This window comes from Paenibacillus sp. OAS669, assembly GCF_014873645.1.
In the GTDB taxonomy this organism is placed as follows: Bacteria; Bacillota; Bacilli; order Paenibacillales; family NBRC-103111; genus Paenibacillus_S; species Paenibacillus_S vulneris.
Map to the genome: position 1 here is coordinate 215,727 of NZ_JADBDR010000011.1, position 24,310 is coordinate 240,036.

The 24,310-nt window shown below is 45.3% G+C and carries 21 protein-coding genes, 1 pseudogene and 1 other annotated feature; of the genes and pseudogenes, 1 reads left to right on the forward strand and 21 read right to left on the reverse strand.

The window, feature by feature from the left end:
- Positions 1–23: 23 nt before the first annotated feature.
- From GGC63_RS23110 to GGC63_RS23205, 21 genes and pseudogenes are all read right to left on the reverse strand, one after another.
- Positions 24–815 (reverse strand): class I SAM-dependent methyltransferase, encoded by a 792-nt coding sequence (locus GGC63_RS23110; protein WP_192704331.1) that lies wholly within the window; start codon positions 813–815, stop codon positions 24–26.
- 414 nt (positions 816–1,229) lie between these two features.
- Positions 1,230–1,460 (reverse strand) — a binding site (T-box leader).
- A gap of 325 nt (positions 1,461–1,785) precedes the next feature.
- Positions 1,786–2,979 (reverse strand): winged helix-turn-helix domain-containing protein, encoded by a 1,194-nt coding sequence (locus GGC63_RS23115; RefSeq protein ID WP_192704332.1) that lies wholly within the window; start codon positions 2,977–2,979, stop codon positions 1,786–1,788.
- Positions 2,976–3,167, reverse strand: coding sequence for a hypothetical protein (locus tag GGC63_RS23120; RefSeq protein ID WP_192704333.1), 192 nt, complete (start codon positions 3,165–3,167; stop codon positions 2,976–2,978). The genes GGC63_RS23115 and GGC63_RS23120 overlap by 4 nt, the downstream gene beginning before the upstream one ends.
- A 171-nt stretch (positions 3,168–3,338) precedes the next feature.
- Positions 3,339–4,799, reverse strand: a complete 1,461-nt coding sequence (locus GGC63_RS23125; protein WP_192704334.1) for an MFS transporter — start codon at positions 4,797–4,799, stop codon at positions 3,339–3,341.
- A 5-nt stretch (positions 4,800–4,804) separates the two neighbouring features.
- Entirely contained in the window at positions 4,805–5,860 is a 1,056-nt protein-coding gene (locus GGC63_RS23130) for a bifunctional transcriptional activator/DNA repair enzyme AdaA (protein ID WP_192704335.1), read from the reverse strand.
- 818 nt (positions 5,861–6,678) lie between these two features.
- On the reverse strand, positions 6,679–7,131 hold the full coding sequence (locus GGC63_RS23135; protein WP_225948442.1) for a discoidin domain-containing protein: 453 nt from the start codon (positions 7,129–7,131) through the stop codon (positions 6,679–6,681).
- A 30-nt stretch (positions 7,132–7,161) separates the two neighbouring features.
- Positions 7,162–7,824 carry a discoidin domain-containing protein gene (locus GGC63_RS34610; RefSeq protein ID WP_225948426.1) on the reverse strand — a complete coding sequence of 221 codons (663 nt, stop codon included), beginning with the start codon at positions 7,822–7,824 and terminating at the stop codon, positions 7,162–7,164.
- 55 nt (positions 7,825–7,879) lie between these two features.
- Positions 7,880–10,960, reverse strand: coding sequence for a glycosyl hydrolase (locus GGC63_RS23145; protein WP_192704337.1), 3,081 nt, complete (start codon positions 10,958–10,960; stop codon positions 7,880–7,882).
- A gap of 24 nt (positions 10,961–10,984) precedes the next feature.
- Positions 10,985–11,989, reverse strand: coding sequence for a glycoside hydrolase family 130 protein (locus GGC63_RS23150; RefSeq protein ID WP_192704338.1), 1,005 nt, complete (start codon positions 11,987–11,989; stop codon positions 10,985–10,987).
- Between the two features lie 78 nt (positions 11,990–12,067).
- Complete coding sequence (locus GGC63_RS23155) at positions 12,068–12,895, reverse strand: carbohydrate ABC transporter permease (protein WP_192704339.1); 828 nt, start codon at positions 12,893–12,895, stop codon at positions 12,068–12,070.
- A 13-nt stretch (positions 12,896–12,908) separates the two neighbouring features.
- On the reverse strand, positions 12,909–13,811 hold the full coding sequence (locus tag GGC63_RS23160; RefSeq protein WP_192704340.1) for a carbohydrate ABC transporter permease: 903 nt from the start codon (positions 13,809–13,811) through the stop codon (positions 12,909–12,911).
- A gap of 67 nt (positions 13,812–13,878) precedes the next feature.
- Positions 13,879–15,243, reverse strand: a complete 1,365-nt coding sequence (locus GGC63_RS23165; protein WP_192704341.1) for an ABC transporter substrate-binding protein — start codon at positions 15,241–15,243, stop codon at positions 13,879–13,881.
- A 165-nt stretch (positions 15,244–15,408) separates the two neighbouring features.
- The gene (locus GGC63_RS23170) at positions 15,409–17,055 is read right to left on the reverse strand and encodes a response regulator (RefSeq protein WP_225948427.1); all 1,647 of its coding nucleotides are present in this window, start codon (positions 17,053–17,055) and stop codon (positions 15,409–15,411) included.
- On the reverse strand, positions 17,048–18,859 hold the full coding sequence (locus tag GGC63_RS23175; RefSeq protein ID WP_192704342.1) for a sensor histidine kinase: 1,812 nt from the start codon (positions 18,857–18,859) through the stop codon (positions 17,048–17,050). Before GGC63_RS23175 ends, GGC63_RS23170 begins: the two co-directional genes overlap by 8 nt.
- A 710-nt stretch (positions 18,860–19,569) precedes the next feature.
- Positions 19,570–19,833, reverse strand: a pseudogene (locus tag GGC63_RS23180) (TetR/AcrR family transcriptional regulator); the annotation flags it as partial.
- A gap of 319 nt (positions 19,834–20,152) precedes the next feature.
- Positions 20,153–20,596, reverse strand: a complete 444-nt coding sequence (locus tag GGC63_RS35405) for a DUF2569 family protein (RefSeq protein ID WP_192704343.1) — start codon at positions 20,594–20,596, stop codon at positions 20,153–20,155.
- Positions 20,597–20,934: 338 nt separating this feature from the next.
- Complete coding sequence (locus GGC63_RS35195; protein WP_412973887.1) at positions 20,935–21,729, reverse strand: histidine phosphatase family protein; 795 nt, start codon at positions 21,727–21,729, stop codon at positions 20,935–20,937.
- Positions 21,639–21,992: a histidine phosphatase family protein gene (locus GGC63_RS35200; RefSeq protein ID WP_412973888.1), complete on the reverse strand. Its 354-nt coding sequence runs from the start codon at positions 21,990–21,992 to the stop codon at positions 21,639–21,641. Before GGC63_RS35200 ends, GGC63_RS35195 begins: the two co-directional genes overlap by 91 nt.
- Before the next feature lie 181 nt (positions 21,993–22,173).
- Entirely contained in the window at positions 22,174–22,596 is a 423-nt protein-coding gene (locus GGC63_RS23195) for a hypothetical protein (protein ID WP_192704344.1), read from the reverse strand.
- Between the two features lie 94 nt (positions 22,597–22,690).
- Complete coding sequence (locus GGC63_RS23200; protein WP_192704345.1) at positions 22,691–22,981, reverse strand: winged helix-turn-helix transcriptional regulator; 291 nt, start codon at positions 22,979–22,981, stop codon at positions 22,691–22,693.
- Entirely contained in the window at positions 22,932–23,303 is a 372-nt protein-coding gene (locus GGC63_RS23205) for a MerR family transcriptional regulator (RefSeq protein ID WP_192704346.1), read from the reverse strand. Before GGC63_RS23205 ends, GGC63_RS23200 begins: the two co-directional genes overlap by 50 nt.
- Before the next feature lie 111 nt (positions 23,304–23,414).
- Between GGC63_RS23205 and GGC63_RS23210 the strand changes: the two genes are divergently transcribed.
- A complete protein-coding gene (locus GGC63_RS23210; RefSeq protein ID WP_192704347.1) occupies positions 23,415–24,065 on the forward strand; it encodes a nitroreductase family protein in 651 nt (216 codons plus the stop codon).
- The last annotated feature ends 245 nt before the right edge of the window (positions 24,066–24,310 follow it).

The following is a 24,310-nucleotide window of genomic DNA, read 5'->3' on the forward strand; positions in this document are numbered from 1 at the left end:
TTTTTTGTCCCCACTACTATACTTTAGCTATTTTGGCAAATAAGTAACGCATGATTACTAACACCTACACAGGACGGGCTTTGACTCATAACGTTAGACAGTACCATCCATTCCTCCAATTGTTCATCAGACATTGCATTAATTGCTGTTGCACAGAATGAAAAATCAACTCCTACATGCTTAATAACTGTTAAGTTGTTATTGGTGGCGGACATTTCCATTTCTTCAGGAGTTGTGAAAAAGAACACCTCTGGTCGTACATCGTCAGTACCTTTATTGAAAACGAAGTCGTTGGCCGTTTTACTCGGATAAGCTTCCGGTGCCATAAAGCATCCTCCCAAATAAGCACCAACTTTATTTATATATGCAAAAACGATAATACCATTTTCTTTACATATTCGTTTGCTTTCATGTATTACTAAATTGCGTTCCTCTGGAGGTAGGTGATACATCGGGCCTAAAATTAGTACAAGATCATAGCTTTTATCTAATATGGTTTCGAGTTTTGTTGCGTCACCAACTAGAGCTTTAATATTTTTTAGGCCGCTGTCTAATATTTTATGATTAAACAATGCGATGTTTTCGTGCGTAATATCAATTCCTAAATACGAATTGCATTTCTCAGCAAAATACATTCCATAGTGACCTGTTCCGCAACCAATTTCAATAACATTCTTTTCTGAGGAAATATACTCACCGATATATTTTTTAGTGTAGAAAGACTCCATCTCGCTAGCCTTATCATGGAAAAATCTTTTATCCTCTATTAAAGCATCTTTATAGTTCACTCGAATTTTCTCTTGATTTGATGACATTAGTTAAACCCTCCGTATATGTTTATAAATTTCAGTTTACCGTAACGAAAGCAAAGTAAGTCTGTTCTTAAGCGGGCACTTTAATAAAGTACGAAAAGGCATTTTGCTTTTTGGTATTGGAATTACATTAGAGTTGTAAATCAGCATTTTCTTGATGGGTCTTTGCTGAAAGACCGTACCTAATATAAATTTAGCGCTGATTTTTCTATCTTTAGAAGATGGGAACAACCGAAAAAAAGGTGAACGCTTCCGCACTCTTCACTTCAGCAGCCTCCCTTAGCATCCGCAGTTTTAAGCCGGCGAATCATCGATCGGACCGTCGCTGTCGGGCAACAGCTCCTTAACGTGTCATATATGTCAAGCGGGGTTGATTAAACCCGGTCTTTAACCAACAAAAAAAACCCGTCTCTATGTTATAGAGACGAGGTTAGACCCGCGGTACCACTCTAATTCATTTCATACGAAATGAGCTCAATTCGATGGCCATCACCATCTATCCCTGTAACGGTGGAAATCCGGCTTACCCTACATTGTCAGGCAGCTGTTCATAGACGAGTTCGAAATGAATGACGCTGCCGCTTTGCACCAACCAGAGGCTCTCTGAAAGCTCGTATCACTTCTACTATTTCTAATCGAAACATTTGATTATCGAATTAATTATTTGTATTCTATGGCATCCGGATGCAGTTGTCAACCTAAATGCAAGAAATCTTTTTGGGGGAAACGAGAACGTGATTACGGTTCACGGTTTCCGGTCACCTCTCGGACAAATGATAACGGTAACCTTGCAATACGGATGCAGGTGCAATCAATTTGGGAAAAAAAGTATTAGACTGACTGCAGCTGATCGTGGGACCAGCAGCTGCAGTGTCACATTCATCTATCAAGGAGCATCCTCGTTATAGTATACGGATGAAGATTCGGCAACGAATAAAACAACCTTATCATCTCTATAGAAATACAGTACATATCAATTCATAGACTCTACCGAAATCGTCTCACACCCGTTGAATAACGCAAATTTTTGGAAACAACTTTTTAAAGCTGTTCGCAATTGCGTTGTTTGCTTCACACCGTTCTCGTACCAGATGTTTTTAACAACGAGCGTTCCAGTTTTTCTCTCCACGATTATCTCGGCTCGTCCAATGAAGCTCATTCCATATAATAGAGGCAGCACATAATAGCCGAATTTTCGTTTGATTGTAGGTGTGTAAATCTCCCAGGTGTAATCGAATCCAAACAATTCGTTGATCAGTTTTCTGTCCCATATGAAATTATCTAGTGGAGCAATCAGCTCGCAGCGCCATTTCGGCGCAGGATTTTGCAGAACGGCTTCAATAAGCGGCAAGTCCTCCACGCGGCAATAAAGTATATCCTTCACTTGTTCCACGGCAACAGCAACAATGCGAGCTTCGTGCAACAGCTGGCGGAAAACCTCGTTGCGCTGCTCTGCTTTCAATCCCCATATGTTCAGCCAGGCATCGGATGCGCGATTCCATAAAAGGCCAACTGCACCGATTCGACGCAGTACCCGCCACTTGTGATGCTCCAGCTCTCCCTCCAGCGGCTCCGGCGCATTCAGCAGATTTGGCTGTATGTACTTCCCCGCGATATCGTAATATTTACGCGTTCCTTTTTTGTGATGTATAATCAACTCGCCTGTCGAATACATCTGCTCCAGCACCGACCGTGATGAATTGTTTCCGCTGCTCCAGTGGATGGCCGATCTCCAAGCGAAATTTCCATCCAATTTTAGATCATCCGAACTTAGCGCACCGTGATTTTGGATGTGAGCTCGTACTTGCTCTATCAACGCTTCCATTTCGGGATAACGCTTGGCATGTTGTCTGGCTGCCTGCCTATACCGCTCAAAATACGGCCAGTCCTCGACGGGGATAATGGCCAAATTCTTGTCGGGATAATCGACAAGGATTCTATCATGATACAGCAACTCGGCGAGCATGTTCTTGGTAAATCCTTTGATTCGCGACTGCAGCACCAGCTCGGCGTTTTTTCCGCAAACATCGATGGGATCGTATTGAATACAGCCGACCTGCCGTACAAAATCCAATACTCCCTGCTTTCCGGTAAAATGATATTCGCCCAACAACCCGTGCTTCAATAGCAGAAATTGCCGTGCCTGGCGGTTCGTCAATTGGATCATGTACACATCGGCTCCTTAACCAAACAAACGAGAGCCGTTTGCACATGATGTTGGATGGCGGGATTGCTTATTTCAATAAGGTTACTAATTGCTTCTAATGATAGTATCCATTGGGGTGCTTCATTAGCAACCCCCTTTCTTAATTTTCCACTAACCGAAAATTGCTCTTTTTCAATGATTTCAACCACGCCAATTCCTCCCCCGATCCGCTGGAAAATGCAAAAAAACAAACGCATGTTCCTATGTTACCATTACCTTGAGCATAAAAACAAGAGCTATTAAATGCTGCCCGTTAACGCAATGAAGCTGCCGATCGCCGCCCTTTTCAGAGGGGGCATTTTCATTTTCAGGAGGTATGTTTATTCATTAGTGAAAATGTTTGCTGATTCCCTTCCGGTCTTGTGCTGCGGTCGTAGTAAAAATAGTCCAAGTAAGACTGCGAGTGCGAGAAAGACTGCGAAGAATCGGAAACCGATGTTAGAAGCTTGGATCAAAGCATCTTTCGATTGACCCAATTCCTGGCCCCCTGCACTAGATAATAATTGTGAAGCAACATCGGACTTGGCCACCAGCTGAACAACTGCCAACGCAAGCGCTTGGCTAATAGCCCGGCACATGTTGTATACGGTCCAGAACATTCCTGAGGCAGAACCCGTTTGCTCTTGCGGAGCGGCTGATAGTACTGCTTTTGCAAGTGATGGCCAGGAAAGTCCGGTTGCTGCAGAAATGATCAAAAGCGGAGCGATGACTGCTATATTCGACAGCTTGGGGCCGAGCTGTCCAAGCATCAGTAGCGCGAGACCGATTAGAAATGATCCCAGCACAATCATTCTTGCGGGGCCTATACGATCGGCAAGCCTACCTCCGAAGGGAGCTGTGAACAGTTGGGGCACTGATAGCGGAATCAACAACAACCCTGACTCCAGTGGACTGAGGTGTAGTGCACCTTGCAAATACAGCGTAAGCAGTATGGTTACGGCGAAATAACCGATACAGTAGCTCATTGTAATTCCGAGCCCTATGGTATAATCCCGATAAGCAAGAAGACCCAAATGAAACAATGGATGCTTAGCCTTCTTCTCAATGAAAACGAACGCAATCCATAAGAACAGCACTGCTGCGAACAGTCCGAATGTTTTTCCCGATACCCATCCCCAAGTCTGGGCCTCGGACAAGGCGATAAGCAGTGCGGTTAAACCTGCTCCGTACGTCAACACGCCGGGCCAGTCCGTCTTCGATTTTTCGCTCGATTTATCATCCTTTAGAAGTAGAATACCGGCAACCAAACCAACGATACCGATCGGAACGACCACGTAGAACATGGAACGCCATCCAAAATCACCGATTAGTAAACCTCCGGCAACAGGACCAACGAGAGAGCCTGTCACCCATGCGATATTGTTAATGCCGAGTGCGAGCCCAAGTTCATTAGGTGGAAATGTCCGTATCAAGATCGGAGTAGATGCCGCCATCGCCATGGCAGCACCGGTACCTTGCAGAAGGCGAGCCGTGATCAGAACTGTGCCGGAGTCTGACATACCGCAAAAAGCAGTAGCAATCGTGAACAGAGCGAACCCCCATAGAAAAATGCGCTTGGTACCGAACATATCGGACCATCGGCCAGAAGGAAGGAGGAATACTGTACTTGTGATATAGAACGAAGTAATCGTCCACATCCCCGTTCCAATCGAAAGATGCAAGTCCTCCATGAGCGAAGGGAGACCGTTAACCACAATCGTAGCGTCTAGATTAGTAATAAATGATACAAGTGTAACCACAAATAAAATGGACCATTTGCCCGACTGCTTGATTTTCATCATCTTATTTAATCCACCACTCTCTCATTCTTCTCATGGTCAAGCAGCCATTGTTTTCGAGATATCCCTCCTCCGTAACCGCCCAACTCGCCGTTCGAGTTGATCACTCGATGACATGGAATCACAATAGCCAGCTGATTGGCTCCATTTGCTTGGGCTACGGCGCGAATAGCGCTTGGCTTTTCAATCGCCGAGGCAAGGTTGCCATACGAAGTCGTCTGACCGGGCGGAATTTTCTGCAATTGTTCCCACACCTTCTTCTGAAAAGGCGATCCAATTAGTTTCACAGGCGTTTTAAATTCGGTTAACTTGCCTTCGAAATAATCCCTAAGCTCCCTTTCAATCGAATCGATTGGCGGTGTGCTACCAGGAATGACCGCGGATTTTGTCTTCCTTCTTAGACGCTCGATCTCTCGCTCCAATCCTCTGCGATCTATAAATTCGAGTAAATATAGCGCTTGTTCATCGGCGATTGCGATCATCGGGCCAAGACGTGTATCCAACCACGATGCCTTTAAAATCTGTTGATTGCCCAGCCCAGCAGGCGATGCGCCCATAATGCGCGAAAACGCATCCCTGAAGCCACTGCCGGATTCGTAACCTGCGGATAACTGTGCTTCGATGACCGCGCTGCCTGCTCGGATCTGCTTCAAGGCTATTCCCATTCGCCGAGCTCTTGCATATTCAACAAAAGTCATTCCGAATCTCTTCTTGAACTGACGGCGCACAGTTGAGGCATCCACAGATAATTTTCGGAAGTCTTCGTCTGTCCAGCGGTGTTCGGGGTTTTCTTCCACCGCGTTGACTAGCTTACGAACCAGCTCCGAGATATGGCCCGGATGGGACAGCGGACGGCAGCGTTGGCAGGGTCTGAATGATGCCAGAAGGGCTTCCTTAGCTGTCTCATAGAATTCACAGTTTTCAAACTTAGGTTTTCTTGCCGGACAGGTAGGCCGACAAAACACACCAGTTGTCTTGACTCCTACATAGAAAATGCCTTCATACTCGGACTTCTTATCGATAAGCGCCTGATAATACGCGAGTTTCCTGTCGGGCGGTATCATTCTGCTCCTCCTTTTTTCATAACAGTTTCAAAATGAATTGAAGCCTTCTCCGAACACAAATATGATTATAATATTTTCAAAAAATCGTTGCGCCGAAAATCGGGCATTAATTTTTCTATGAACGCAATTCTAAGCGAGTCGGTGAACACTCCAGCTCCGATCGCCAGATATTTTGCAGCGAACAAATAGCAATCTGTAGCCGCAGCCGAAGATGAATTGATTTTCGGTACCTATCTGTACATTGCAGCCCGGTTTGAGCTGACCGTTTCTCATGTGATCTTCTTTCATCCGCATAAAAGTGGCATCTTTGTCGGTCTTACTGTAAATGTTCCGGCTCCCTATATATTGAATGTACAAAGAAACCGTTCCTTTCGTAAATGGTGGGTGGTACTTCCATTTTACCAAGGAACAGTTTCTTTTAATAATGGGACAATGTTCTTGTCACCCGACTTTTGGTGGTGTCAGCTGTCATATAGAAACAAGCTCTTGCTCGTACCTCAGCAAAGTGGCTTCTGGATTCTTGATCTCTACCTTGCGGAAAGCCTCAAGTACCATTTGGCAGACTTCCCGATATCCATTCCGCATCGTTTCACGAATCGAATCTTCCTGGATCGTCTGAGCCTTTTATTAGGCTATCGTATTCCGTTTGAGCTTAACTCACCTTGCTTATACTTCGCTCGGCCATCAATAAATTGCTCTTCATCAAGCACGGAAAGAAGACTCTCCGTAATCGTTATGCCTCATTAATGTCGGCATCCAAACCAACCGCAAATTTATTCCATGTCATTAGGTGGCCATTCGCGGGGATTATTCTCCCATTAATATATCTCCACTTCTGCGAACGTCATTCGGTACCGGTTGGCATCCGTCGGGTTAGGCCGTAAATTCGTACCTTCAATTTTTACATAGCGTGCGGATGTCGGCGGAAAGCTAAAGCTTTGCACGGCATTTCCGGGCTGGGCATACCCTGTCCGTGTCAAGACGGTCGTCCAATTAGTATTATCCACGGAGGTAAGAATCTTAAAGTCGATAGGGAAGTTTTGACCGACGTTTCCAGCATCATTCCGCTGGTATAAATCCACTTTTGCAATCGTTTTGTTAGTACCCATATCCAATGTAACGGACTCTGTATGGTTGCTCGTAAGGCTATTATTGCTTGTCCAGCCATAAGAGCCAGCAACCGAGTTCCGCTCACCGTCATTTACCCTGTTTGCCGACCAGTTGCTATTTTCCACAGTGCTACTTGCAGAAACAGCGGCTCCGAATGCCAGATTGTCCGTCGTTCCGTAAACTTCGAATTCCTATAGCGAATATCCGTAAATCGTACCTCTTAAGGTGCCGTTCATCCGGACATATCGGGCTTTTGTCGGAGTGAAGCGGATTACGTCGAGGCCGCCGTCCCCGGTTGTGGTGCTGTATACATCCTTCCAGTTCGCCGCATCGTCTGACACTTGAATTCGGTAGCTTTTTCCATAAGCCGTCTCCCAGTACAACTTAACTTCGTCAATGTCCATGCTTGAACCGAGGTCGACATAGTACCATTCGTTATCCGTATAATTAGAGCCCCATCTTGTAGTATAATCTCCGTCAACTGTAAGATACGGGGCCGCTTTTGAAGAGGAGGCATATGCCGGTTTATTCCGAGCCAGATTCGGCCGCTGGATCGGTTTAGAGGTCTGTGTCGGTAAAATAGTCGGCTGTGTATAATTGGCTTTATTGATGATATTCATTTCGTACAAATTAGTAGCAGGCCCTGTACTTCCCGGCATCATAACGGTATCGAACGTAATCCCACTAATATTTTCGGTACTGCTGTAACCTTTCAGAGTACCCGCTGTCGTTCCCTGATCGCGTACACTGATATTTTTTACCTTCAGATTGCTGATAGTCCCTCCTCCGAAGCCGTCGGCGTTACGAATGATGAAGAACGCCCAGGTTCGGTTGTTATCATTGGTATATTCCAAACGTTCGATATCTATTTTGTCGAAGGTGATTGTCTCGTATTTCGAACTCCTGCAGTTACAACTGCAGTTCTATCCGTGGTGCATCCTGAAAGCCCAATCGGACAAATGAATAATGGTCTTGATATACCCGAGTATTGGGATTCAGGTCCTTATCGGTCCATCCGGGTTTATCTTTGAAGCTATCCGGTCCCACCTTGTATACCTCGCCTTTTATATGATGATGGGGACCCAGCAGATTGCGACAGCTGTTCGCAAGCTCTAGCTCGATGATATTATCCCCTCTTCGGAGCAATGCTCCGATATCCGCCTCGTAAGGCTCCCACAGAAAAGTATGAGCCTGTTCGCCATTGACGACCAAGCGCGTGACAATGGCATCCGGCGGCACCGGGAATCGCAGTTTAGCCACGGACCAAACTTCATGGTTCAGCTGAATTTGCTGCCGCAAGCGTAGCTTTCCTGCAAAGAACGGAAGCCCCTGCCGGACGAAATCCCCCGCCTGTACTTCTGTCGGCGGCTCCGTAAGCTCGAACGGACCGTCGGTGCGAACGGCGCGCCTCTCACCTTCCGTATAAGACGATTTCGATCTGACGCCGAACTCCCCCAACAAATATACGCTTTCGATCTCGGAATCAAGTGTCAGTTTATTGCCTTCCGATTCGAACACGGCCGCCCGTTCAATGGTTTCATACGTAGCGCTCGAATTGCTGAAATACGATGCAATAATCAGCGTATTGCTTCCCCTTACGGCCAGTCCGCGAATATCGATCTTACGAAAGGAGGTATCCCTCCACCATCCGCAGCTAACTGGATTCACCACGCAACCGTTCAGCGTGATCTGCGTAGTTTCTGGCTGTTCCATAACCATATACAGCTCTCGTGGAACCGACACATCGAAATCAACCTGAAATTCGAATTCCAGCTCTATATGAACCGGGCTCCCTATGGCCAGCAGCTGTTCCTGGATAAAAATAATCGGCTGGCGGTCTGACCATTCGCCGTCCTCTATTCGCAGTCGGCAAGTATCCAGCGTCAAGCTATTCAGATCTGAATATGCAATAGTCCATGGCCGGTCCAGCGAGTACGCGATCCTTGCCTTCGCTCCGTCAGACATTGTATGAGCAGCGGCTCCAATTCGGTTCGCTTGCAAGTTTTCCCCCTTAAAGATTTTAGCAGTTACCGGCACAAGCCGAAGCATATGCGATTGCGCCGGAAGCAAGCAGAGCGTGAACCGAACGCCATCTTCCGTTCCTACATGGTTAAGCGGAACAACATCGCCTGTTGTCAAATCAATCATTTCTACAGTACCGCTTCGCAGCAGTTCTACCTGAATTTCTTCATAGCATTCTTCACCGGAATTCACCAAATAGTATAAGAAAGCACCTTCCAGTGTTAATGTCTGCACATTGATCGAATCCGCAGCTATTGGTTTTCCTGTACTATCCGTCACCCGGATGAATGGTGCTGCTGCAGCGGATACCGCTTGCAGCAGTTCCTCCCGGCTCCACCCTGGTTTCTGTGCATAACCGAGAATTTCTTTCAATTCCTCACTTTCCGCTCCGTTCATCTGCGTCGGATACGGAGAAAATGCGATAAGGCGTCCCCCTTGCTCCATAAATTGCTGAAGCAGCTGTACTGTCCTCTTGTTTAAAGAGATACTCGGTGGAATAACGACCACATTGTAGGAAGCCTGCCCTACGATGAATCGTCCGTCACAGACGCTGCCATGCGTCTCGATGATGCTCTCACTGCCATAATCATGCTCGAGAAAGCTTTGGCACATCCAGCGCGTAAGTTGAGCGAAGGATTGGTGATATGGGATGATAGCTGAGGAGTCGTGTCCGCATTGCGCCACCCATGCCGAGCGGATCGGATGAAGCAGGAGGACGTCTGTCTGACGATTGCCTTCTGACAACAGAAGCGATAACCGTGCGAAGTAATCGTTGTATGCACGGTAATCATCCCACCATGGCTGCTGATAGAACAAGGAAGGCGGGTAATCACGCTTGCGCAGCCCTTTGAGCGAATATCCCTGCAAATGCTGGCAGATGGAGTTGATGCCATGAACGAACTGCCATTCCCCGATCCTTTTCAAATCCTGAAAGCTTACATTCCATCCGGAGCACCCATAACTTTCTGTGATGGTCCTCTTCTTGCCAAGCTGCCGGGCTACCGAACTAACCTGTTTGGGAACAATCGGCTCTTCGCTTACAAACCGCCCCAGCCAGTCACATCCAGGAATTTGCAAATATTCATAAAATGCCATCGGATCTCCGACAGAAGTGATCTGATTCATTAATTCCTGTTCATCAACGACATGACCTGTAGCCACCCAGCCTCTGCTATGGCACCATTCGCCGATTTGCTTCGCGTAAGCTTGAGTGAACATGGCGGTGACGCATTCCCAGTAATCATACCTCGCCTTCCCGCATCCTTCCGTCGTGAAGAAAAGCGACGGAAGAACATCCCGTATATCATATCCATAACGGGAGCCGAATTCTTCTTCAAGGTCGAACGACCAAGGAATTTGTCCCCTCGCGAATTGAGGTTCATCGGTGAATACGCCTCTTACAACATCTCCGAATTCCTCTCCAAACTTGTCCCAATACGCTTCGTAGGTCGAATCGATGAAAGCGCGAACCGCTTTCCTACTGAGCGTATCGATGTAATATGGATTCACCTTGTAAAAAATACGTAAGTCGGCGTTGCTCTCTTCACCGGTCATTAGCCTGCGGTAACCGTTCCCGGCTCTAGCATAGTAAGCAATCGTTCGTTCCGGCGATAATCGGAACGGGGCTTCCTCAAATGCAATCCGCTTTTGCTGAAAGTCGAGACCCATTGCGGGCACCTGACCGTCAGCAAACCCGCTCGGCCATCCGTTCTCGTCGTAAAGCCACGGCTCCATTCCAAGCGCTTTGCTTTTCTCTATACAAATTCGAATCGCCGCCATCCATTCCTCACCCATATAAGGCGTTTTTAACCCGCTCCGGGCATGCATGAAAAAACCGCCTATTCCCGCATTATGCATCTCTTCAATTTGCCTCTCCAACTCGGCTATCTCCAGCTTGTCGTTCCATGACCAAAACGGTACACTACGGTAATGGTTCGGTGGCTGCCGTAGCTCTCCCCAGATCGTCAATATTTCCGCCTCCTAACGGCTGACTCATCCTTCCAGACAAAGCTTGAGCAAATCGTCCACATGGGCTGTCGCCAAGCATTCCACTGTATCGGCGGCCCCGTAATAGATTTTAACTTCGCCGCTTTCCTCGAGAACCATGCCACCCGGAAAAATAACATGATTGCGGAAGCCTCCATCCACCTCGTAGTCTGCTTCAGGCGCCAGCAGAGGCTTCTTGTACATGCCGACGATCTTTTTCGGGTTATCCAGATCGAGCAGCATAATGCCGGCCGTATACCGTTTTTTCCACGTCGGCTCCCATCCGTTTTTGCCTCTGGAAGGATCGATGTCGACCGCATGAAACAGAGTTAGCCAACCTTTCTCTGTCTTTACGGGTGGAGCAGCGGGACCGATCTTATCGTTTGCGAAAGGCACCTGCTCCACTGCCAGTAGAAGGTCGGAATTTCCCCAGAACTTCAAATCTGGCGATTCGGATATCCAGGTATCAAACCGATCGATCCCACCCCGGCTGTATACGGTAAACGGGCGCTCTAGACGAACGTAACGGTTATGAATTTTTTCCGGGAACAACACCATATTTCGCAGATCCGGCGTCGACAAGCTGAGTACTTCAAAATGTTCGAAATCGTCGGTTACCGCTACGCCTCCACGAATGCCGTGCAAGGTGTCCACAGCAAAACACATATAGCAGCGTCCGTCGATAACGGTTAACCGTGGGTCGTAAGCGCGAACGATTTCTTCGTTATGCATTTTAAAGCAGGGCTTCGGACCCGCTTTCCAATGGATGCCGTCATCACTGAACGCAATGCCTAAATCCGTCGTATGATGCGGTTCTATCGATTGTTTCTCAAGTGATCCGTAATCATTGCGGAATACCATCACGTACTTACCGTTGAACTTGGTGACGCCCGCATTGAAGACAAGCGCTGTCGGATAAGGCACGGAAGACGCATCCAGAATCGGATTCGCCGGATACCGCTTAATAATGCTGCTGGAGAACAGGTCTCCAATCAAAGGTAACGATGTCATAAAAATACTTTCCTCCTAGTCATAATATAAGCTTAAGAACAAGCAAAGACCTGTAAGGACCCCATAGTATACTGCAGGCTAACCTTTTAACGAACCTGCTGTCATCTGCATAAATGATTTGTTGGCGAACAAGTAGACGATCAGGATCGGTAGGATGGACAAGCAGGCCCCCGCCATCATCAAATGCGTTTGCGAAGCGGCAGCTAACCCATATTTCAAATTGGCGAGACCGACGGTCAGCGTCTGCAATTTGGGCTTACTCATAGTAAACACAAATGGCAGCAGGTATTCGTTCCATGCTCCGCGAAACGTGAACAGCGCGCTGACACCCAGTCCCGGCGTCAGCAGCGGAACAACAATCTTCCAGAATGTTCCTCCTCGTGAACAGCCGTCGATGCGCGCCGCCTCGTCCAATTCTTTGGGAATGCCGTTCATAAAGCTAAGAAGAATGAAAAAGGTTGATGCATGTGCACTGATCAGAATAAGGATGACACCCCACAGTGTATTATGCAGTTGAAGTTTAATCATTAGTTCGAACTGGGGTCTTAAGACGACAGCGCCGATTGCGACGAACATCGTAAAGGCTTGGATTCCGACATACAGCTTCTTCCCTCGAAATTCCATCCGGTTTACAACATATGCGGCCATCGAAGATACTAACAACGTACCGATCGTAACGGTAATCGCAATAAATAAACTGTTTTTGGTGTAGGTCGAAAAATTAGCTTGCTTCCAGGCTTCCACGTAATTGCCGAATTGCCAGCTGGAGGGCAGCAAGGTCGCGCCCGTGGTTAATTCGATGTTCGTCTTGAAAGAGCCGAAGATTGTGATGACAACCGGAAACAACGTGACTAACGTAACCAGAAGCAGAAAAACCCATAAGACGATGTTCCATACGATTCTCATGATGCTATCCTCCTCAATCGTTGCGGTTCAGCCGTTTTGAACCAAAGAAATACAGTAACGTGATCAGCCCCACAATAATCGCGGTGACGAAGGCAACGGCGCTGCCATACCCGATTTCCTGTACCTGCGTAGCCGCTCCGGTGCCTGCAGTAGGAAAAAAAAGCTTGTATACATAGAGAAACATAACCGTTGTCTTACCGATCGGACCTCCATCGGTCATAACCATAATGCTTTCATACCCTTTGAGTGCGTTGATAATTGCAAGCATGATAATCATTTGCAGCACCGGACCCAGCATCGGTATCGTAATATACCAGAACTGTTGCAGCTTATTCGCTCCGTCGAGAGAGGAACTCTCATAGACGTCCTCCGGGATGTTCTGGAGACCCGCAAGAAAAAGCAGCATGTAGTTACCGACAGCCCCCCAGACAGCTACAATGATCACGGTCAGCATGGAATGATCCACGCCGAGCCAATCGATAGCTTGATGAATAACCTTGTATTTCATCAGAAATTGATTCAGGATGCCGTTATACGAATTGAATATTGTAAAAAAGACAACGGCCATGACGGCCGTGCTTATGATCGTCGGCATAAAAAATATCGCCCGCATCAGGTTCCTGCCCCGAATCCCACGGTTAAGTATTACGGCTAAAAGTAGTGCCAGCGGAATCGAAATGGCCAGCTTCCCACCGGCATAAACAATTGTATTTACGACGGAATCCCAGAAATCATGGTCCTTCATTACCCGGACAAAATTATCCAATCCAATAAACCGTTCCTGACCGTACCCTTTATAATCGTAAAACATATACCTCATGGCCCATAAGATCGGGTAGATCCCTAGAACAGCGGTTAGAATAAAGCTGGGAAGCAAGTAGCTGTAGGCAAAAGCGGCATGTTTGGCTTTATTCAATCCATCTCAACTCCTTATTTGTATACATAAGGATGGGGCGTCGGTCATCCCCATCCTCATATAAATGTTATTTGACAAATTTCCCAGCTAAGTCTGAAGGTTTGAAATCCGGCATAGGCTGCACCTTGACGTCGCCTTTGGCGATAGCCGTATCCAGCGCAGCATTATAGCGCGTATTCAAATCAGTTATGATGGAGTCCAGGTCGCCTCCGCTTAGAATGTACTTGAAGAAGGCATCATCGGATTTTGTTCCTTGTACTGGCACGACAGGATAGACTGGCCAGACACCATCATATTTGTTAGGCAGGAACCCTTCGATGCCCTTCACTTGAGGCTTGGCCGCTACCGCGCTTATCGATGGCACCATCGCAATGCCGAATCCTTTTTCCTGGTACTGTTGCAGCAAAGAATCGTTGTACATGTACTTCATAAATTTCCAGGCTGCTTCTTTATTAGCCGTTTTTGAGCTGAGTGCAAGCCATTGGCCGCCCAGGAAACCCGAGGCTCCGTTGAAGCTTCCATTGATTGATGGAACCGGTGCCGCCGCCCAATCGATTTTGGCCGGGAACTGCGATTGATATACACCCGCTTCGGCTGAGAATGAGAGATACATCCCGATTTTACCTTGGGCGAACTGCGCACGCAGCGGATCGATATCAAGAGATTCCACACCGGGCAGCATGCTGCCATCGTCTTTAATTTGTTTGAACGCCTGGATGATCGGCTTCATGCCGCTAAAGTCGTAGCGAGCAGTCTTGAAGTCATATCCGAACCCTCCGTAGCCGCTGACCTCAGCTATGACGCGGGAGGAACGGCCGAGCGCGCTGCCTGGATTCTTGAAATTTTGTGCGAATCCGTAAGCTCCAATCGCTTTGCCAGCTTCGGTAAGTTTCTTTGCATCCTCGACCAGCTCCGCCAATGTTGTCGGGGGGGTTGTAATACCCGCTTTAGCGAAAAGCTCCTTGTTGTAGATGAGGCGCATCGTCGTGCCGTAATTCGGAAGGCTGTATCTTTTTCCGTCAAAGCTGTTCAGATCTTTCATCTCCGGGAATTTGGCTTTCAAGTCGTCAGTCATGAATTCATCGATTGGCGCTAGGAAGCCTTTTTTATAAAACGTTTGAATCGTATTTTCTTTGACCCGTATAATATCAGGCGGTTCCGCGGTTTGGAACGATAGATCGAGCGCCTGGTCGAAATCGTCGCCCTTGACCACCAGCTCGACTTCAATGTTGTCCTGATTTGTCGTATTGAACTTATCAACCATTTCTTTAATAAAATCAGAGTCGTGGCGGTCACCCGTCCAGTAAGTAATCTTCGTTTTCGCTATGGGTTTATTCCCTTGTCCTTCTTTTGGTCCGTTATCGCTGCTGCAGGCCACCAAGCTGCCTGCCATAGCCAATCCAACCAACGCCGGAACTATACGTGTTTTCATATCTCATTGCCTCCCCTTTTCAATTCGTGATCTCTATGTACTTATTTTAAACCTGAAAGCATAATTGCATAATGCGGTAATCCCCACATTAAGGGCAGGTTTTTTTAGCCGTTATATAAAAACACCCCCGGTTCCTAGGAAACGAGGGCGTAAAGATGTGACGGGTTAGGACTTGTTATCCTGTGAAGAAGCGCTCTTCCCCATGCTGTAGGCCTTGAACTCGGAAGGCGTCATGCCGGTATATTTCTTGAAAATTTCGCTGAAATACCTTCTATGCTCATAGCCCAGTGTCAGTGCGATTTCTTGTACCTGGTAACCGTCAATGAGCATGGACTTGGCTTTCTCCATTTTTTGTTGGGTAACGAACTGTTGATAGGAGATGCCGAGCACTTTTTTGAACAGGTTGGAAAAATAGCCCGGGCTTAGATTTACCTGCTTGGCACAATGCTCTAAAGACAAATTCAATTGCAAATTCGCACAAATGTAGTCTTTTGCCTGATAAATCAACTTGACGGATTCATCCGAACGTTCCTCTTCCATCCAGCCGCAGGCTTCCGTGCAGTGATTCCTTATGCGCTCCCGCATTTCCTGAAAGGTGCTGTACCCCCGGAGGTTCACCGAACCGTATTTGCGCTCCAGTGTGAAAACCCTCTCTGGCGGAAAATATTCGAGCATCAACCGATTTATTTTATTCGAAAGCTCCATGCATAGATTCTCGACATATTGCGGTTTGGGTAGAGGATCACTGCTTATCCATTTGTTAAAAATCCGCTCCAGAATAAGCAGGCAGTTGTCCTTATTTCCAGAACGCAAAGCGAACAAAAATTCCTGCTCTGTTGAAATCGAATATGTTGGCAGGCTGTTACTCCGTCCCGCCGAAGGAGAATAGCTGTTGACGCCGTCACCTTCCGTGTAGAAGTGGTACGATAGCGCACTTAACGCCTGGGCATAGGAATGAGGTAGTTCAGAAATGGTATCGACGCACAGACCTACGCCGACAGAGACGGTAGATTTCGCAAACTGGGAAATATTCGCACGGCACGCTTCCGAAATTTGCTGTGCTGTGATATTGTCTATGCAGTTAACGATGCATATGAACCGGCTCACACCTTCACGAAACACCATTCCACGTGTCCAAGCAGCTATCGTCTCCTCCAGTATATTCCGCACAGCAAATTGAATTAATTCAATCTCCCGCGCAGGCTGGCTGCCATACTTGTCCGGGAAATGGTCGAGCTCAACGATGAAAATGTTGAAGTGACGCGGCTCCAATTCGATCTTGAGCTGTTCCCATTCCTTCAATGCCCGCTCTTCACTTGCCGGATGATGCACGAGAAGCGATACATATTCCCGCTGTAGCATAGGCATACTCGTACGCGCACTCTTCTCGAGTTCTAGCCTCTCAGAATGTTCCCTCATCTCCTCCTCATAGGCTTTCTTCGCTTTGAGAACAACCTTCACAATCTCATCGATCGAGAACGGCTTTTTGATAAAGTCAAATGCCCCCAGTCGAATCGCCTGCTGCGTATAGGAGAAGTCAGTATATGCGCTTAAAATCACGATTTTGATATGCGGCGACACTTCAAGAATCGCCTCCGTCATAGCAAGTCCATCCATTCTTGGCATTCGAATATCAGTTAGGACAATATCGGGCTTCAACTCTCTAACGAGTCTGAGCCCCTCTTCGCCATCTAAAGCAGTGCCGACAACCTCGACACGATGCTCATGCCACGATGGTTTGCGGGCAATCATGTCAACGACGCTGCGGATGTCATCGATGACACATAATTTTACGACTGGACTCTCATTCATAATACTCTCCCTCCCTTTTCCTAATGGGAATCCAGAGATCGGTTCTGGCTCCACTTCCCGAGCTGCTGAACAGCTCCATGCTTGCTTTCTCGCCATAATAGAGCTGGAGCCGGTTTAATATATTATAAATTGCATATCCTTTCTTCGAGCTAACTTGATGAACCATCGCCTGCATGACCTTGTCCATTTCCATGCCGGTGCCGTTATCTTCGATCACCAGATGCAGCATATTATGTTCTTTACTTACCGATACGCGAATGATTCCCCCGGACCGGCGGTTGCTGAAGCCATGCTGAATGCTGTTCTCGATGATCGGCTGGAGCAATATCTTCGGTACATAACAGGTTAGCAGCTGCTCATCGCTTATGTTGATAACGTATTCGAATAAACCCTCGTAGCATTTTTGCTGAATAGCACAGTACTGCTGTGCATGGGACAGCTCATCCTCTAGCGTATTCCAATCACGGCCTCCGCTGAGCCCCAATTGGAACATCTGGCTCAATGCAAGAATCATCTCATTGACATCGTTATTCTCGCCCATAACCGATTTGCAATATATCGTGTTCAAGGTGTTGTACAAAAAATGAGGCTCCATTTGCGCTGTTAGCGAGCGTAGCTCCGCTTTTCGCTTGCCAGCCTCACTCGACTTAACATCATCTATCAGACGATTGATCTCATCCAGCATCCGGTTGAATTGAAAGCCGACCTGGGCCACCTCGTCGCGGAAGCGGCTCTCGAAACGGACGGATAGCCGGGTATCCTCCACTTCCCGCATCAGTCGTTGCAGCTTGAACAGGGGGTTGAGCAACAGTGCCGTCAATTTGTTCGAGAACAACCACGCCACCAATAAAAAGACGATCATGATGAAAATCGTTGTACGCTGCACAAGATTCATCTGCTCCAGCAGCTTGTCTTTGGGCTGCATACCGAACAAAAGCCAATCTTTCACAACGCCAGAGCGTGTATAATTTACCAAGTAATCCGTTTTATCAAAGCTATGAAAAAAGGACCCGCGGGTATTCGAAGACACATTACGCAGAAAAAGCTCATCCTTCATCAGATTATGTTGTGTAGACCAGGCGGTGCGGATGACATCCTCGCCTTTAGAATCGACCATAAAGTAGTTACTGTCATTTTGGGATGAGTGCTTATTGATAACCCCGATCAAACTGTTTTCATTTATATTGACGACGATAAATACATTAGTGCTCGTCACATTATCCTGTGTTCCTTTGGTGACGAAGGACAATACACGCTTTTCTCCAGTAAAAAATATATCCGTATGTCCCTTAACCCACAAACCATCCGGTTTGTCTTTAATCTCATAATACAAATTCGACTCGTAGAATGATAGGGACTGTGACCTTCGCTGCGCCGTCGGGTAAAAATCACCGATTGGGGTAGCTATAAGAATGCTCTCGATCAGAGGATCATTATAGCTCAATTGAGAGAAAACATACTGGAATCCGGACAAATGAACATAATAATTCGATATATTGTTGCTCTGAACGTCGAGCATCATTTGCCGGAATGCGTCGCTTAACATCAACGAACGGAGAGAAATTGAGATACTATTCAGCTTATCGTCCAAAATTTGCGTCGTCTTGTCCACTGCCTCCTGGCTCGAGGTGAAAGCGTTCTTTTGCAGCTCCTTGGATGCAATCCAATAAGAGCTGGTTCCTACAACGCTAATGGCCAATATGATTAACAGGATGAATGAGGAGCGAATTCTTTGTTTGAAAGATATCCCGTAAAACAGATCGTAAAACTTCTTACGAATGACTCTCCCTCTCCGCGCGCTCATGGTTCTCCTCCGTCCTTTCCTTAAGGGTCCAAGGTTTTTCCGGCAATCGGTCGAATATATAACGATGCTCTCCTTAGCTGCTGTACTTGTCCCAGACTTGGATTAAGGATACCATGTTATCCAAACATCAAGCTAGCTTAAACTTAAAAGTGACTTCATATTGATTGTATGGCGGGTTCGCAAAACGAATATACGCATAGGCTTGTATCGCAGCGCCATGACACAGGCCTATACGCTTTTAATTTTATAGGATGCCAAGTGCAAGTTTGTATTTTCCTTTATCTCTTACGATACTTCTCCTTAATGCCCAAGTCCGACTTCCTGACCATCCAGGCCGCCCCCATCGTATCGATCCAGGATTCCCATCACTCTCGGCTCATGCCATTGAAGCCATTTGAATTACTTTTTTTATGATCCTCACTCCAAGTATAGAGTTGCTTTTAACTATTGAGTCATTACCGTCATAATACTTATCTCCTTTATTCATAAAAAGTCATTTGGTGGAAGAACCTTGCCACCATAAAATAATTGATTGATCAATAACAAATAACTATAGAATTACTTCTTTTTCTGCAATTCCCGAATGGTCGCCGCAATACCAACCTCGGGCCTGGTTGCTGGAATGGGAACGATATAGCGCCGGTACTTCTCCCAGCTTAAGCGCAGCAGCTCATCCGTTAAGTACAGCATTTCCACAATAGAATTTATAATTGATTAAGTTGCTCAGGGGTTGTTGCGCTTTCCACAACCAGTCGAAAGGATTGTTGGATCCTATCCCACGAAATCTCCAGTGCGCCGAGTAGTAGCGCTTCCTTCGTTGCGAAAAATCTAAACACTTACGGTTGGGAAATTTTCGCACGATCTACAACCTGTGCTGTTGTCGCGCGGTAATAACCAGTTTCCGCAAAAACCTCAATTACTGCGGAGATGATTTCGGCTTTTCGGTTCACGCTACTTTTTTCATCCTTTGCCATGATCCCGACACTCCTCATCCCTAGTTAGTGACTCATCAATAATTTCTAGCGGCTTCGGTTTTGCAGAGCACAACACATATGTATAATCAATTTGCATAGCCTCTTGTCCCCCAAAAATGTTGTGCGCTAATTTCCTAATTCTTGTATTCACGAACCCTCATTAGCTTAAGGCACGTAGTGCCGGCCGCGATGCGGTTAGGTGATGCAGGGTTGTCTACTTCTCCGAATTATCTCCTGGCAGACCTAGGTCGGAGTATCGACCGCAGCGTGATTACGGTGTTATAAGAAGTTGCTGCCATCATTAATTACAGACAAATCATTAACTGTTTATAAATGTTTCCTTTGCTCTATTCGATTTTAAAAAATATGAAATCCAGAGTACACTTATTACTCCAAAAAGTATGGATACATGATAAGAACTAGGAACTATTTGTCCCCTACTGTAAAAGTCTATATAAGTTAATATTCTAATTAAAATACAAAACACTTCATATATAATAATTATTCGTAAAGCATAATTCTTTTTACTTATAAAAAGCATAAGTATTAGCCCTGTAATTACCGTCTTTAGTAAAGCTCCTATTACTATTACATTCTGTACCCAATTACTTTCCTCAATATGGTTAATAAAGTTAGGCAATATTCGTATAACTCCAGTAATATACATTACTTCACTTATAAACAAAGTTATTAAATAAACAAGTAACCATCCTCCAATTTGTTTAGGATATAGTTCTTCTTTAACTCCGTTATTCGACATCATTGAAACTCCCCTGTTAAAGATCCTAATATAATTTTGCAGCAATTTCTTATAACGTTCTTGTATTCACGAATCCGAGCGAAATGCCCCGGGCAGATCAAGGGAGCGTAGCGACCGCAGCGTGAAAACGGTGCTATGCGATGCTTCCGACTTAAACTTCAAAATACGAGATTTTGGATGAATATACCTTAAAGTTTACAAATTTATTTCTAGAGAGTTCATTAATAACACAGTGGAATTGAGAACCACTTACCAGTATCTTTTTAGTCTCTCTTGCAGAATGTCTTTCCCAAAATATGACCCTCCGCAATGACGACTGCCCCGCGGCAGCCGTTCATTGTTCAACTTTCAAATAAAAATTGACAATGCTCCTGAACATACGCAGCAGTTTCTTTATGGGATAGCTTCTTCAAAAGGTTTTCTGATTCCACAAGCATCAACTCATCGATTTCTTTATCATTTGGCTTTAAATCATTTTGATTTCCTATAAACTCAACAAGAAACATTGTTGTCTCCTGGCGTTCATAACCCATTCGCTTTCTTATGTCTTCATTAAAATTAAACGCTATTTTCTCAGAAAGTTCTTGTTTAATAACGTATTTATCGGTCCCTGTTTCCTCAATTGATTCGCGTATGACCGCATCTTCTAAGCCTAAATCCCCTGCTTCTACTCCGCCTTTTGGAAAGTCCCAAACCCCGGATGACTCCCCAAAAGTATTCAATATTTTATGAACTAAAATGAATTTATTCCCTTGATACGCTATAGCGCCTACCGCATTTCGAACAGTCTGATAGTGCGAAATATCTCCATGTAGTTCAATGTTGAATCCGGTATCATCAATAACAATTTTGTTAAGTGCGGTGGGTTGAATTAATGGTGGACTCCATAATTTTTCAAGTGAATCTCCTCTAAAATAAGCCATGATAACTTTAAGTGCAATGGCATGAGTAACGATTAGAACATTACCGTCCCTATGTTTAGCTGTAATATCTAATACGGTTGGAATGATTCTATCTTGTAACTGAGAAAAGGATTCGCCGCCATTTATAGGCTTATATAAATGCGGTGTATTCCAAAAGGCTTTATGTTCATCAGCATAAGCCCTTTCAATATATGATCTTTTTGTCCTTCCCAGGAGCCTAAACCGATCTCCTTTAAGCTATCACATGAAGAAAGTTCAATTTTCCGTTCTTCTCGAATTATTTCGGCAGTCTGGTAGGTTCTTGGACTTGGGCTAGAATAAATTGCATCGAATTCGATTTCCTTGAGAGACGCCCCTAACCATTTTGCTTGCCGTTTACCTAAGTTGGTTAAAGGTGAATCTTTATGGCCCTGCAGTTTTCCTTCAACATTCCATTCCGTTTCACCATGACGAGTTAAATATAACGTCGTCTTCATCAAAAGGGCACCTCCTTTACAAGTTCCATCTTGAAAAAAGACAGCAGGAAGCGATTGTGAAGCAAGCGGTTCGAAGATTGGAAAGAGCCTCGGATTTCAGGTAGCTCAAAGCTTATTTTCGTGCTGCCATTTTTAGACCTATTCTACGAGAAGCTTTCGGGGCAGTTTAATCTCCCAGACCTTAAACAATTGTTGCACAGTATCCTGTTTGCTTACCTTTTTCAACTGCCTGGATATAGCCATCAAAGTAATAAGGGATCTCATCTTCCTTTCCATTCTGAATTCTGCCTCTTACTTTATCGAATGCAAATATTGAAATTGAAAATTCAGGCTCACCAGTAACTAAAACGGGCTGCTCTCTTTCTTGTACCCAATAATACTTCCCGCCGTAGTTCCTTCTTGCCACTTCGAAAATGTAACTTCCGACCATAGAAGAAACAGAATCCAGATTACCATTATCTAATTCATACTCACATAATTTTTCAAGAATATCGTCTACTTTACGTAGACTTTGTACACTAAAATCAAAATTCCCTTTATCGGAGAAGTTATTTTTGAAGCTTTCTGCCGTTGAAATAATGTCTTGTTCTAATCTACTTTGCATAAATCTAACCTCCAACTATACACCATTGCAAATGAACTTATCCATATTGCTGGCATATCACAAAATATATATTTTTACTTTTTCATCCCCTGATCTATTCTCCAGACATTCCCATTATCCTCCGCGTTGAGACTAGGAGTTTCAAGCGAAGGCGCGGGAGCGTCCTTTTTATTGAACTCCTAACTATTTTGTCTCCAAGCTTCTTTCCGAATTTCTCCGCTAGATCAACAATTGGAATCAATGGCTCCCCTTTTGATGCTACTGAATACTCAACAAGCGGAGGTAATGCGGGATAAACTTTACGATTAATTAATCCAACCTCTTGCATATTTGAATTAATATTTTCCAAACCCATCTTCGCATGTAATATCCAATTCAAGTACATCGTAGAGGTTTCTTTTTGATTCCTCTAACTTTTTATGAGCCTTCTCGATTTCAGATATTTTCTCCTTAATGATATGTGTTTGAACGTCTTTGGACATTCCATTTCTCGCGATCATGGCTTTTATTTCGTTAATGGAAAATCCCATGGATAAACATTTTTTTACGACTTCTAAATAAGCAATAATTTCTGACGCATAATCCCGGTAATTATTCCGTTCCCTCCTAATATAATCATTGGTAATAATTCCTATTTTCTCATAATAACGGATAGTTGATATTGGAAGGTTAACCATTTTTGCAACTTCACTAATCTTCATATTCATCACCTCAATGCCTTCTCTTGCTATAAAGTATACTTCATAGTTTACAATTCTAATAGTGAGGTTGAGGGACCGGAATCTCACAACTAGTATAGATGAAGGAGAGAACACTACATGAACACAATCACTGGCAAATTCCACAAAACTAACAATTTCAATGAAATTGTCTTGGAGCTCCGTTCGGTGAAAGTCTACGATTCAGAAGTGAAAATTAGCCGGGAGGAAATGACCGAAATATTAACGGAAGCTTCCCGTGCCCCTTCTGCTATAAATATGCAGCCCTGGCGTTTCCTTGTTATCGACAGCCCAGAAGGCAAAGAAAAACTTGCCCCGTTAGCATCCTTCAATCAGGCGCAAGTTCTGACTTCCTCCGCTGTCATCGCGGTGTTTTACGATGCTAATAACATGGAATATATTGACGAGATATTTGGCAAAGCTGTAGAACATGGATACATGCCACAGGACATTATGGACATGCAGGTACAACAAGCGAAATCCTACTATGCCAACCTATCTGAATCCGACCTGCGAGACATGAACTTGATTGATTCGGGTATTGTATCCATGCAGCTCATGCTTGTTGCACGAGCCCATGGATATGATACTAACCCAATGGCAGGATATGATAAGGAACGGATTGCTGAAGTCTTTGGTCTTAATAAAGACAGGTTCAAACCGGTCATGTTGATCTCAATCGGAAAAGCAGCCAAAGAAGGTCATCCTTCTTACCGCCTTCCCGTTGAAACCACTACGACTTGGGCATAATCGAACATAAGCTGCTCATCCACCAGCTGTGACACACATGTTTACCCTATGTTATTACACATAGGGTAATCCTTTATATTTGTACCTTCTCTTAACTTTGTAACAGATGTGATACAACTTTCCCTACATAAAAAAATAAAAGCCTGATTGCGGGACTGTTGACAAAGTACGGCTAGGGATTAAATTCCCTAGCCGTACTTTACTTTTGGCGTATTTCCTCCTGAATTATTACGATTTTCGGTGGC